Genomic DNA, 12,066 nt, shown 5'->3' on the forward strand with positions numbered 1-12,066 from the left:
AGGCGGCGCGCCTCATACCCAGCCTGGTGCGATGGTAGTTCGGTGATCGAGAAGTCGGGCCGGCCGCGTCGCGCCCGTGTGACAGCAAAAGGGCACAGGTGACAAAGCGATGGGCTACCAGCTTGGTATCGACATCGGAACGGCGAACACCACCGTCGCGGTCGCCTCGGGCGACTGGCCCCAGATTCTGACGGTCGCCGGCGGTCCGTCGATTCCGACGGTTCTCTATTTCCCGGCCGGTGCCCCGGTGGTGTTCGGCCGCGCCGCCGCCCGGCGCGCGCTCGCCGAGCCGTCGCGGGCGGCACACGGGTTCCTGCGCCGGATCGGCGACTCCGCCCCGGTCATGGCCGGCGGGTCCGCCTACACACCCGAGGGCCTGGTCACCCGGTTCCTCGACCGCGTGCTCGCGTCCGTCACCGAGAACCGGGGCGAGGCGCCGGACCAGGTCGTCGTGACCTACCCGACCAGCTGGACCTCGCGGCGCCGCGAGCTGTTCACGGAGGCGCTGGAGCGCCTGGACGTGGACGTCCCGGTGCGGGCGGTGCCGGCGGCCGACGCGCTCGGCGCCGTGTTGGCCCGGCGCGCGGCGGCCAGGACGCCCGGCCGCGGCGCGGACCTGATCGCGGTCTACGACTTCGGGGCCGGCGCGTGCGAGGCCGCCGTGCTGTCCGTCTCCGACTACGGCGCCGAGGTCGCCGGCACGCCGGCCGGGATGGCCGGTGTCGAGATCGACGATTTGTTGCTGGAGCACGTGCTGGCCGCGAGCGGGGTGGACGTCGCCCTGCTGGACCGGACCGAGCCGGCCACGGCCGCGGCGCTCGGCCGGCTGCGCGCCGAGGTCGTCGCGGCCAAGGAGACGCTCGCGGCCGACGACGAGGCGTCGGTCCCGGTCACCCTGCCCGGGGCGTTCGCCTGGGTGACGCTGCGCCGCGAGGACCTGGAGAGGCTGGTCACGCCCGCGGTCGAGGACAGCGTCCGGGTGCTGGCCAGGACGGTCCGCTCGGTTCCCACGACCGCGGGCGGCCTGTCGTCGGTGCTGCTGTACGGCGGTCTCGCGCGGATGCCGCTGGTCGGCCAGCTGGTCCGGGCCGCGCTGCCCGGCGCGCGCCGGTTCGAGGAGCCGCCCGCGGAGGATCTGGCGATCGGGGCCGCGCTGCTGGCGATCGGCCTCGCCGAGCAGGCCGAGCCGCCGGCCGGTGGTGAGACCGCGGTGATCGGCGGCGCCACGCTGGAGCCGCCGGAGCTCTCGTCGTTCCCGGGGGTGTCGCTGCCGCCGTCGGGCGCGCTCGCCGGCGCGGGAGCGGCCGTGCCGTTCGCCGCCGCGAGCGGGCCGGACGACGCGGACGCGACCGCCTTGATCACCGCGGCCTACGAGTCGTTCCCGGCCGGGGCCGCCGCGACCGCCGGCGGGACACAGCCGACGGGGCTCGCGGCGTGGAGCACCGGCGCCGCTGCGGCAGCGCCGCCCAGCGGCGGAGCGGCCGGGCCCGCAGCGGCCAGCGGCGGAGCGGCCGGCGGCCGCAACCGCCGGCGCCGCGGCGGCCTCGGGGCCCTGCGCTCCGCGGGCGGGATCGCGGCGCTGGTCGCGGCCGTCGTCTTCATCGCCGGCGGCACGACGCTCGGAGTCGTGCTCACCCAGGGCGGCGGCAACGACACCGCCGCCGTGCAGGCGACGACCGCGCCGGCCGTCGCACCCGCGACGGTCACCGCGCCCACCACCGCGGCGGCGGCACCCTCGCGAAACGTGGTGCGGGTCGCGGACTCCGACGAGGTGGCCCCGATCCTGGAGAAGGCGTCCCAGGAGCTGGCGTCGAGCCAGCCGAACGTCACCGTCGCCTTCGACTCGACCGTCACCGACACCACCACGGCGTTCGCCAAGCTCTGCTCCGGTGAGGCCGCGATCGCCGGCGCCTCGTTCGAGCTGGACCCGAAGTTCGCGCCCGACCCGAGCTGCAAGGACAAGGTCGTCGGGTTCGAGATCGCCCACCACACCCTGCCGATCATCGTGAACCCGGCGAACACCTGGCTGGGCTGCCTGAACCTGACGCAGCTGAAGTCGATCTGGGCCCCCGGCTCGACGATCACCCGGTGGAACCAGATCAACAAGTCCTACCCGGACGAGCCGATCAACTTCGTCGGCCCGGCGAAGAACACCGTCCAGGCCGAGGTGTTCAACTCCAGCATCAACGGGGACAGCACGAAGTCGCGGGACTACACCGTGAGGGACCTGGGCGGCGTCGCGCAGACCGTGCTGTCCGACAAGGACGCGATCGGCTTCCTGGACTTCCCGACGTTCGAGACGCTCGGCGCCCAGCTGCGCGGCGTGCTGGTCAACGGGGGTTCGGGCTGCGAGCCGCCGAACGCGATCACGGCCGGCACCGGCGTCTACACACCGCTGTGCAAGCCGCTCTACGTCTACGTGCGGACCGACGCGCTGCGCGACCCCGCGACGGCGGCTTACATGAAGTTCTTCCTGGAGAACGAGCAGTCGATCGCGCAGGTCTCGCACTACGTCCCCCGCGACGACGCCACCGTGAAGGAGAACATCGACAAGGTCAACAGCCTGACCCAGGGGGTCGGGCCAGTCCCAGCCTGACCGGTCCCCGCGTCGGAGGCCGTTCCCACCGAGGCGGCCGGCCCCGTGCCGGCCGCCTTCGGCTTGTCGTACGCGCGGCGGATGATGGGCCGGTGCTGATCCGGGTGGAGGGAACCGACCTGCCGGGGCGCAGCTGCGCCGGCCCCGCCGGGCTTGCGGGCTACGAGAACATCCATGTCGCGGTGCAGCGGCGGGAACGGCCGGCCGAGCTGCTCGACCCGGTGGCGGCCGACGTCGCCATGGCGGTGTGGACGCTGGAGTGCACCTCGGCGGTCACGCCGGGTGGCCTCGACCTGAAGGGCCGGTACGTCCAGGGCCGGCCCGGCGAGCGGTTCCTCTACCTCAACTGGGGCACTGTCGACCCGGCGACCGGCGGCTTCACCATGTTCCGCCGGGCCAAGCTGTGGCTGAACGCCGTGCCGGCCGACGTCCTCGCGGCCGCGGTCGAGTCCGGGCTGCTCGTCGGGCGCCTCGGCCTCACCGACGCCAAGGGCCACCCGACGGGCGCGTCCGTCCGCCCCCCTCAGATCACCTGGACCGCCGCGTCGAGCTGACTCGCCGGCCAGGACGACGGGGCGCATCCGCGGGGGCGCGCCCGGTCCGGCCGTCGAGGCCTCCGGCGGCGGGCTCAGGACCGTCGCGCGGGACGGGACGGTCCGATGACCGCGGCGCCATCGGATCACGCCGGCGACGGGATACGCGGCTCAGCGGGCGGCGGAGGCCGGGGCCGGCTGGCCGCAGGGGATCACGTCGCCCTCCCGGCCCAGATTTATCAGCAGGTCGCCGGCTTCCTCGGCGACGGCGACCTGCGCCGCCAGCGCGTCGAGGTCGGTGTCGGTCCGGCCCGGGCCGTGATGGATCAGCACCAGCCGACGGACCTGGCACGCCCGGGCGAAGAGGTAGATGAGCACCGCCTTGACGCGGCGGTTGGTGTCCGGCTCGGCGGTGAGGCCCAGCTTGGCGAACAGCGTGTTGATGTGCTTCTCGACCGCGCGCTCGCTGAGGAACAGCGCCGCGCCGGCGGCCGCGTTGCTCTTGCCCTGAGCGATCTGTGCGAGCACGTCACGTTCCCGGTCGGTCAGCGCCGTCAGCGGCGAGGCCCTGCGCGTGGCGCGCGCGGCCACGAGTGCCTCCACGACCGCGGGGTCGACCACCGATCCGCCGGCCGCGACCGCACGCACCGCCCTCGCGAGCTGTCCCGGCTCGCCCACCGCGAGATCGGGCTGGCTGTCCAGCATCCCGCGCACGCCCTCGCGCACGATCAGCGAGTCGTCGGCGAGCACGATGCCCAGTGACACAGGAAAAGCCTACCGAAAGACGATCACGGGGTGCCCCGCCAGTCCGCTGGCTGACGCCACCCCGGCCCGCCGGCTCGCCATAGCCGTCGCGCGCGCGCCCACCGGACCTTCCGGGCCATGGCCAGGGGTGGGCGTGGCAGAGTACGCCGCGAAGGCCGAGGAGGTGGGCAGGTCTTGACAGTCCAGCGCGCGGTGGCTCAGGCCCGGCCGGACGGCTATGACGCCGTCGTCGTGGGGTCCGGTCCGAACGGGCTGACCGGGGCGGTCATGCTCGCCGAGGCCGGCTGGCGGGTCCTGGTGCTCGAGGCGAAGAGCGTGCCGGGCGGCGGCCTGCGCACCGAGGAGCTGACCCTGCCCGGCTTCCGGCACGACGTCTGCGCCACGGTGCTGCCGCTGGCACTGTCGTCCCCGGCGCTGCGCGGGTACGGCCAGGCCCGGACCTCCCAGCTCGCTGACCTCCCAGATCCGCTCCGCGAATCCGGCAGGGGCCCTGGCGCCGATCCGGCTGGGGCCCCGGGCGTCTCCTGGGCGCACCCGCCGATACCGCTCGCCCACCCGCTCGACGACGGAACGGCTTTGTTGCTGCGCGACATCGACCGCACGGCCGCCGGGCTGGCCGCTGGACAGCGCCGCGCACCGGCAGGCTCCGCATCCGGCGCGACCGGCCCGACGCCGGCGTCGTCGTCCGGTGGCGACCCGTCCGGTTGGCGGCGGCTGTTCGGGCCGCTCGTCGCCGCCGGCCCCCGGCTCCCCGACACCGTGCTGTCGCTGCTGGGCCTGCCACCCGCCGCGCCGCTCGCACTCGCCAGGTTCGGCGCGGCCGGCGTGTGGCCCGCTACGGGGCTCGCCCGCGCCGCCCTGCGCGGCGACGCCGCCCAGGCGCTCTTCGCCGGGCTGGCCGCGCACTCGATGCTCGACCTCCGGCAGACGATCACCTCGGCCTACGGGCTGCTCCTCGGGGTGACCGCGCACCAGGTCGGCTGGCCGGTCGCCGTCGGCGGCTCGGCGAGCCTCGCCGACGCCCTCGTCGCCCGGCTACGCCGCCTCGGCGGCGACCTGGTCACCGACCACGAGGTCACGAGCCTCGCCGAGCTGCCGCCGGCCCGAGCCGTGCTGCTCGACCTCACCCCCCGCCAGGTGCTGCGGATCGCGGGCGACGCACTACCGGCCCGCTACCGCGCCGCGCTGGCCCGCTACCGCTACGGCCCGGGCGTCTTCAAGGTCGACTGGGCGCTCGACGGCCCGGTGCCCTGGCGGGACGACGCCGTCGCCGCCGCCGGCACCGTCCACCTCGGCGGCACCCTCGCCCAGGTCGCCGCCGCCGAGCACGCGGTAGCCCAAGGCCGCCACCCCGAACGGCCGTTCGTGCTGTTCGTCCAGGCCACCGTCGCCGACCCGAGCCGGGCGCCGGCCGGCAAGCACACCGGATGGGCCTACTGCCACGTCCCGCTCGGCTCCACCGTCGACATGACGGACGCGATCGAGGCCCAGCTCGAGCGGTTCGCCCCCGGCTTCCGCGACCGCATTCTCGCCCGCCACACGATGGGCCCGGCAGCCCTCGAGGCACACAACGCCAACGACATCGGCGGCGACATCGGCGGCGGCACCGCCGACGTCCGCCAGCTGATGGCTCGCCCGGTCCTGTCCCGCCAGCCCTGGGCGACCCCGCTGCCCGGCGTTTACCTGTGCTCGGCCGCCACCCCACCCGGCGCCGGCATCCACGGCATGTCCGGCCGCCACGCCGCCCAGCTGGCCCTCTACCGCGCCCGGTAGGCGCCGCCGGACGCGGTCCGCCCCAATCGGCCCCATGGGGCGCGGGCCTGCGCGCGCGAACTGTGGTCCCAGCAGCCGCGCCGTGATCGCAAGCCAGTGTGACTGACAGTACATTGAAGGCTCCAAGCGGCGGGGGCCTCTACGATCCGGTCATGACCGTTCCCCCGGCCGATCTGGAGCTCGCCGCCCTGTTCCCGGCGGCGTCGCGCGAGGCCTGGCAAAAGCTGGTCCTCGGCGTGCTGCGCAAGTCCGGAGTGGCTGGTGAGCAGGCTCTCCCGGCCGACGCCGAGGCCCTCATCTCGACCGCGAGCTACGACGGCTTCGCGATCAGGCCGCTGTACACCGCGCAGGAAACGACGCCCATCGAGGCCGGCCTGCCCGGTCACGCTCCGTTCGTGCGCGGCCGGCGGGCCGAGGGCGCGAACGTCGACGGCTGGGATGTCCGCGCGCTGCACACCCACCCGGACGCGAAGGTGACGGCCGAGGCGATTCTCGACGACCTCGAGGGCGGGGCCACGTCGATCTGGCTGCGGCTGGCCGCCCCGTCGGCCGACGCCGGCGAGGGCCTGTCCGCCGAGGCGCTGCCGGACGTGCTGCGCGAGGTCTACCTCGACCTGGCGCCGGTCGTCCTGGACACCGGCGGCGACGCGGTCACGACGACGGCAGCCGCGGACGTGCTGCTCGCGCTGGCGGGCGTGCGGGGGGTCGCGCCGTCGACGCTGCGCGCCACGCTCGGCGCCGACCCACTCGGCTTCGCCGCCCGCACCGGGCTCGGCGGCGACAAGCTCGCGGCGCACCTGGACGAGGCGTCCCGGCTGGCCGCGCGCGTCGCCGCCGGCTACCCGGGCGTCCGGACCTTCGTCGTCGACGCGACGCCGTACCACGACGCGGGCGGCAGCGACGCGCAGGAGCTCGGCGCCTCGATCGCCACCGGGGTGGCCTACCTGCGGGCGCTGACCGGGTCAGGGGTGGCCGGGTCCGCGGTGGCCGGCGCGGCCGGGTTCGACGTCGCCGGGGCGCTCGCCCAGCTGGAGTTCCGGTACGCGGCCACCGCCGACCAGTTCGCCACGATCGCCAAGCTGCGCGCCGCCCGGCTGCTGTGGGCCCGGGTCGCCGAGGTCTGCGGCGCGGCCGGCGCCGACCAGGCTCAGCGCCAGCACGCGGTCACCTCGTCGGCGATGATGACGCGGCGCGAACCGTACGTGAACCTGCTGCGCACCACGATCGCCGCGTTCTCGGCCAGCGTGGGCGGCGCGGACGCCGTCACCGTGCTGCCGTTCGACGACCGGCTCGGCCTGCCGGACGGCACCTCCCGCCGGCTGGCCCGCAACATCCAGGCGCTGCTGCACGACGAGTCGAGCCTCGCCCGGGTGATCGACCCGGCCGGCGGCTCGTGGTTCGTCGAGTCGCTGACCGCCGAGCTGGCCGAGGCCGCCTGGGGGTTCTTCACCGAGATCGAGCGGGCCGGCGGGATGGCGGCTGCGCTCGCGAGCGGGCTGGTGGCCGAGCGGATCGACACGACCTGGGCCCGGCGCCGCGAGGACCTGGCGTTGCGCCGGGCGCCGCTGACCGGTGTCAGCGAGTTCCCGAACGTCGCCGAGACCCTGCCGCCGCGGTCCCCGGCTCCGGCACGGGCCGGCGGCCCGGGTGGGCTGCCGGTCCGGCACTACGACGACGACTACGAGGCGCTGCGGGCCCGGTCGGACGCGCACCTGGCCGCGACCGGCGCCCGGCCGGTGGCTTTCCTCGCCACGATCGGGCCGCTGGCAACGTTCACGCCACGGGCCACCTTCGCGGCGAACCTGTTCCAGGCCGGCGGGCTGGAGACTCCCACCGCCGGCCCCGGCGACGACCCGGCCGCGATCGCCGCAGCCTTCACGGCGTCCGGGGCGAGGATCGCCTGCCTGTGCTCGTCCGACAAGATCTACGCGGCGAGCGCCGCGCCCGTCGCCGCCGCGCTCAAGGCGGCCGGCGCCACCCACGTCTGGCTCGCCGGCAAGCCGGGTGACCGGGCCGGCTCCGACGCGGCCGCCGGCGTCGACGGCTACATCGTCACCGGCGGCGACGCCGTCGACGTCCTTCGCACCGCGCTCACGAAGGCCGAGGTCGCCTGATGCCCAGCAACCTGATCCCGGACTTCTCCGACGTCCAGCTCGGCGGCGGCGCGGCGGCGGCGGGCGTCGACGACTGGCGGGCCGCCGTCCAGGCCGCGACGGGCAAGGACGTCGACGCGCTCACCTGGGACACGCCGGAGGGCGTCGAGGTCAAGCCGCTCTACACCGCGGCCGATACCGCGCAGCTGGACTTCCTGAACACCTACCCGGGCATCGCGCCGTTCCTGCGCGGGCCGTACGCGCCGATGTACGTCACCCAGCCGTGGACGATCCGCCAGTACGCCGGCTTCTCGACGGCGGCCGACTCGAACGCCTTCTACCGGCGCAACCTCGCCGCCGGGCAGAAGGGCCTGTCGGTCGCGTTCGACCTGCCGACGCACCGCGGCTACGACTCCGACCACCCGCGGGTGACCGGCGATGTCGGCATGGCGGGCGTCGCGATCGACTCGATCTACGACATGCGCCAGCTGTTCGACGGCATCCCGCTGGACCGGATGAGCGTCTCGATGACGATGAACGGCGCCGTGCTGCCCATCCTGGCGCTCTACATCGTCGCGGCTGAGGAGCAGGGAGTCGCCCCGGAGCAGCTCCCCGGGACCATCCAGAACGACATCCTCAAAGAGTTCATGGTCCGCAACACCTACATCTACCCGCCGAAGCCCTCGATGCAGATCATCTCGGACATCTTCTCGTACACCTCGCAGAAGATGCCGAAGTTCAACTCGATCTCCATCTCCGGCTACCACATGCAGGAGGCGGGAGCCAGCGCGGACCTGGAGCTCGCCTACACGCTGGCGGACGGCGTCGAGTACATCCGGGCCGGCATCGACGCGGGCCTGGGCATCGACGCGTTCGCGCCGCGGCTGTCGTTCTTCTGGGCGATCGGGATGAACTTCTTCATGGAGATCGCCAAGATGCGCGCCGCGCGCCTGCTCTGGGCCCGGCTGGTGAAGCAGTTCGAGCCGAAGAGTGACAAGTCGCTGTCGCTGCGGACCCACTCGCAGACCTCGGGCTGGTCACTGACCGCCCAGGACGTGTTCAACAACGTCGCCCGCACCTGCGTCGAGGCGATGGCCGCCACCCAGGGCCACACCCAGTCGATGCACACCAACGCCCTCGACGAGGCGCTCGCGCTGCCGACCGACTTCTCGGCCCGGATCGCCCGCAACACCCAGCTGTTCCTGCAGCAGGAGTCCGGCACCACCCGGGTCATCGACCCGTGGGGCGGCTCCTACTACGTCGAGCGGCTCACCTACGACCTCGCGCGCAAGGCCTGGGGCCACATCCAGGAGGTCGAGGAGCGCGGCGGGATGGCCGCGGCGATCGACGCCGGCATCCCGAAGCTGCGGATCGAGGAGGTCGCGGCCCGCACCCAGGCCAGGATCGACTCGGGCCGCCAGCCCCTGATCGGCGTGAACAAGTACCGGATGGCCGGCGAGGAGGACATCGAGGTCCTCAAGGTCGACAACACCGCCGTGCGCGCCGAGCAGCTGGCCAAGCTGCGCCAGCTGCGCGAGGACCGCGACCCGCACGTCGTCGACGCCGCGCTGGCCGCGCTGACCCGGGCCGCCGACGAGGCCCAGACGGGCATCCGGGCCGCCGGCCTGGACGGCAACCTGCTCAAGCTCGCCGTCGACGCCGCCCGGGCGAAGGCGACGGTCGGGGAGATCTCCGACGCTCTGGAGAAGGTCTACGGACGGCACGCGGCCCAGATCCGTACGATCTCCGGGGTGTACCGCGACGAGGCCGGCCCGTCCCCCGAGATCGGCGAGGCGCGCCGGCTCGCCACCGCGTTCGCCGAGGCGGAGGGCCGCCGGCCCCGCATCCTGATCGCGAAGATGGGCCAGGACGGGCACGACCGCGGCCAGAAGGTGGTCGCCTCCGGCTACGCCGACCTCGGCTTCGACGTCGACGTGGGCCCACTGTTCCAGACGCCGGCCGAGGTGGCCCGCCAGGCCGTCGAGGCGGACGTGCAGATCGTCGGAGTCTCGTCGCTGGCGGCCGGCCACCTGACGCTGGTGCCGGAGCTGCGCGCGGAGCTGGCCAAGCTCGACCGGGCCGACATCCTGGTGACCTGCGGCGGCGTCATCCCGCCGCAGGACTACGACGCGCTGCGCGCCGCCGGCGCCGTCGCGATCTTCCCACCGGGCACGTCCGTCGCGCAGTCCGCCATCGAGGTGTTCGGCATCCTCGCCGCCCAGCTCGGACACGACCTCGGCCCGGCCGCGTAAGCCCGCGCTGGCCCGGCCCGACTTTGCGATCTACCGTTGACGGAGGTTCTCGCCCGCGTGCCCGAGCCTGGCCCCCAGGTGCCAGCCCGCCGCCCCATCGACGTCGACGTGTTCGCCGACGGGGTGCTGGCCAACAACCGGACGCTCGTCGCGCGGGCGATCACCCTGGTCGAGTCCAGCCGGGCCGACCACCGGGAGGCGGCCCAGCAGCTGCTGGTCAAGCTGCTCCCGCACACCGGGAAGGCCCGCCGGGTGGGCATCACGGGCGTGCCCGGCGTCGGCAAGTCGACCTTCATCGACGCGCTCGGCACGATGCTCACCGGCCAGGGGCACCGGGTCGCGGTACTCGCCGTCGACCCGTCCTCGACTCGCACCGGCGGGAGCATCCTCGGCGACAAGACCCGGATGGCCACCCTCTCCACCGACCCGGACGCGTTCATCCGGCCCTCACCGACCGCGGGCACCCTGGGCGGCGTCGCGAAGGCCACCCGCGAGGCGATCGTCATCATGGAGGCCGCCGGCTACGACGTCGTGCTGGTCGAGACGGTCGGCGTCGGCCAGTCCGAGACGACGGTCGCCGACATGGTCGACACCTTCCTGTTCCTGACCCTGGCCCGCACCGGCGACCAGCTGCAGGGCATCAAGAAGGGCGTCCTGGAGATCGCCGACGTGATCACGGTGAACAAGGCCGACGGGCCGCACCTGATCGACGCGCAGCGGGCCGCCCGGGAGCTCGCCGGCGCGCTGCGGATGCTGCGGGCCCCGGACGACGGCTGGCGCGCCCCCGTGCTGACCTGCTCGGCGATCGAGAAGAGCGGCCTGGCCGAGGTCTGGGCGCAGGTCGTCGCCCACCAGGACATGCTCGACGCCGCCGGGCTGCTGGCCGCCCGCCGCCGCCGCCAGCAGGTCGACTGGACCTGGGCGATGGTGCATGACCGGCTGCTCACCGACCTGCACGCCCACCCGGCCGTCCGCGCGCTCGCCCCGGACCTGGAGCGCCAGGTCCGCGACGGCGTCCTCACCCCGAGCCTCGCCGCCGACGCCCTGCTGGCCGCCTACGGCACCGGCCGGCCGACACAGCAGTCGCGCCTTTAGTCGATCTTTCCGGCAAGATCAACGCCGCCCCGGGCTCATCGCCGCCCGAGGCCTGATCGCCCGCTGGATTCTCCGGGGACTGGATGTCGCCGAACTGGCGGACAGCCCAGCGGGCGGGGCAAAGGCTTCGAGTATCCCGCGGTCTTTCGGTGGTCGCGATCAGGCGATGCCGTTGTGGCGTGGTGCCCGGACGGGACGTGCCGCGGCGCCAGGCGGCATCACGCCGGCTGGTAGGTCTGGTGGAAGGCCTCGACGAGCGCGGCCCAGTTGGCCGACGGCACCAGCCCGCCGGTCTGCGTGTGCCTGATACACGTGTCGCCGGCGAACCCGCGGTGCTCGTACACGGCGAGCCCTCCCCTGTCAGCGCGGAAAGCGCCCATGCCGTGGTACTTGCCACCTGTATGGCGCGATTTTCACTACTTGTCCTCGCCCCGAGGCTGTGATCATCTGTCCGTTTCCGATGTAGATCGCGACGTGGTGGATGTTGGTGGCGGTGCCGTAGTAGAGGAGATCGCCAATCTGGAGTGGTTCCTCGGGTGGGAGCACGGGCCCGGCCTCGTACTGGGTCTGTGCGGTGCGGGGTAGGTCGATCCCGCCGGGATCCGTCCGCCAAGGCCGACGACGTGTTTCAGGCCCCGCACGTACAAGGAGCAGGCGAGGTCGCTGCACATATACGCGCCGACCGTGTTGCCCTGCTGCCCAGCCTTGCCCGTCCTCGGCGCGACCAGCAGGCTTACCCCGCCGGTGTGGGCAGTCAGGCACAGCGAGCACATGCTGGTCACGGGGTGCAAGGCGGAGGGAACAGAGCTGCGCAGGACGAGGGCCACCAGCGTGCCGTCCAGGTCCGCCGCGAGGTAGGCGCGCTCCGGGGCCTGATGGTCGCGCCACTCTCGGCCTTCTGCCCGAGGTGACCTCCGGCAGAGGCCCGGGTGCAGGTGGGTGAGCTGGCGCATCTCCGA

The 12,066-nt window shown here is 73.9% G+C and carries 9 protein-coding genes and 1 pseudogene; 6 read left to right on the forward strand and 4 right to left on the reverse strand.

Translation table 11 applies throughout. The annotated features are described in order from the left end of the window. The first annotated feature begins 109 nt into the window (after positions 1-109). Together FRADC12_RS02705 and FRADC12_RS02710 are read left to right on the forward strand one after the other, a co-directional pair. Positions 110-2,596, forward strand: a complete 2,487-nt coding sequence (locus FRADC12_RS02705; RefSeq protein WP_045875419.1) for an Hsp70 family protein — start codon at positions 110-112, stop codon at positions 2,594-2,596. Positions 2,597-2,688: 92 nt separating this feature from the next. Continuing rightward, positions 2,689-3,150, forward strand: a complete 462-nt coding sequence (locus FRADC12_RS02710) for a DUF5990 family protein (protein WP_045875420.1) — start codon at positions 2,689-2,691, stop codon at positions 3,148-3,150. Positions 3,151-3,300: 150 nt separating this feature from the next. Here FRADC12_RS02710 and FRADC12_RS02715 read toward each other — a convergent pair whose 3' ends face one another. Beyond that, on the reverse strand, positions 3,301-3,894 hold the full coding sequence (locus FRADC12_RS02715; RefSeq protein ID WP_232303569.1) for a response regulator transcription factor: 594 nt from the start codon (positions 3,892-3,894) through the stop codon (positions 3,301-3,303). A gap of 174 nt (positions 3,895-4,068) precedes the next feature. Here FRADC12_RS02715 and FRADC12_RS02720 point away from each other — a divergent pair, with 174 nt between their 5' ends. The 4 genes from FRADC12_RS02720 to meaB all read left to right on the forward strand — a co-directional run bounded on the left by FRADC12_RS02720 (position 4,069) and on the right by meaB (position 11,107). Continuing rightward, positions 4,069-5,667: a phytoene desaturase family protein gene (locus tag FRADC12_RS02720; protein WP_232303570.1), complete on the forward strand. Its 1,599-nt coding sequence runs from the start codon at positions 4,069-4,071 to the stop codon at positions 5,665-5,667. A 152-nt stretch (positions 5,668-5,819) separates the two neighbouring features. Next, positions 5,820-7,781: a methylmalonyl-CoA mutase subunit beta gene (locus FRADC12_RS02725; RefSeq protein ID WP_045875421.1), complete on the forward strand. Its 1,962-nt coding sequence runs from the start codon at positions 5,820-5,822 to the stop codon at positions 7,779-7,781. Continuing rightward, a complete protein-coding gene (scpA, locus tag FRADC12_RS02730; RefSeq protein ID WP_045875422.1) occupies positions 7,781-10,012 on the forward strand; it encodes a methylmalonyl-CoA mutase in 2,232 nt (743 codons plus the stop codon). Before FRADC12_RS02725 ends, scpA begins: the two co-directional genes overlap by 1 nt. Positions 10,013-10,090: 78 nt before the next feature. After that, positions 10,091-11,107, forward strand: coding sequence for a methylmalonyl Co-A mutase-associated GTPase MeaB (meaB, locus tag FRADC12_RS02735; protein ID WP_045878997.1), 1,017 nt, complete (start codon positions 10,091-10,093; stop codon positions 11,105-11,107). 218 nt (positions 11,108-11,325) lie between these two features. Here meaB and FRADC12_RS33725 read toward each other — a convergent pair whose 3' ends face one another. From FRADC12_RS33725 to FRADC12_RS34190, 3 genes and pseudogenes are all read right to left on the reverse strand, one after another. Further along, positions 11,326-11,451: a hypothetical protein gene (locus FRADC12_RS33725; RefSeq protein ID WP_255355165.1), complete on the reverse strand. Its 126-nt coding sequence runs from the start codon at positions 11,449-11,451 to the stop codon at positions 11,326-11,328. A gap of 16 nt (positions 11,452-11,467) precedes the next feature. After that, positions 11,468-11,776, reverse strand: coding sequence for a C40 family peptidase (locus FRADC12_RS34185; RefSeq protein ID WP_349305922.1), 309 nt, complete (start codon positions 11,774-11,776; stop codon positions 11,468-11,470). After that, positions 11,740-12,060 (reverse strand): annotated as a pseudogene (locus tag FRADC12_RS34190) (FBP domain-containing protein); the annotation flags it as partial. The pseudogene FRADC12_RS34190 and the gene FRADC12_RS34185, both read right to left, overlap by 37 nt. Positions 12,061-12,066 lie beyond the last annotated feature (6 nt).

It is taken from the genome of Pseudofrankia sp. DC12, from assembly GCF_000966285.1.
GTDB lineage: Bacteria > Actinomycetota > Actinomycetes > Frankiales > Frankiaceae > Pseudofrankia.

Coding starts and splice junctions, on each gene's coding strand:
- FRADC12_RS02705 (WP_045875419.1), top strand. CDS start 110: ATGGGCTACCAGCTTGGTATCGACATCGGAACGGCGAACACCACCGTC.
- FRADC12_RS02725 (WP_045875421.1), top strand. CDS start 5,820: ATGACCGTTCCCCCGGCCGATCTGGAGCTCGCCGCCCTGTTCCCGGCG.
- scpA (WP_045875422.1), top strand. CDS start 7,781: ATGCCCAGCAACCTGATCCCGGACTTCTCCGACGTCCAGCTCGGCGGC.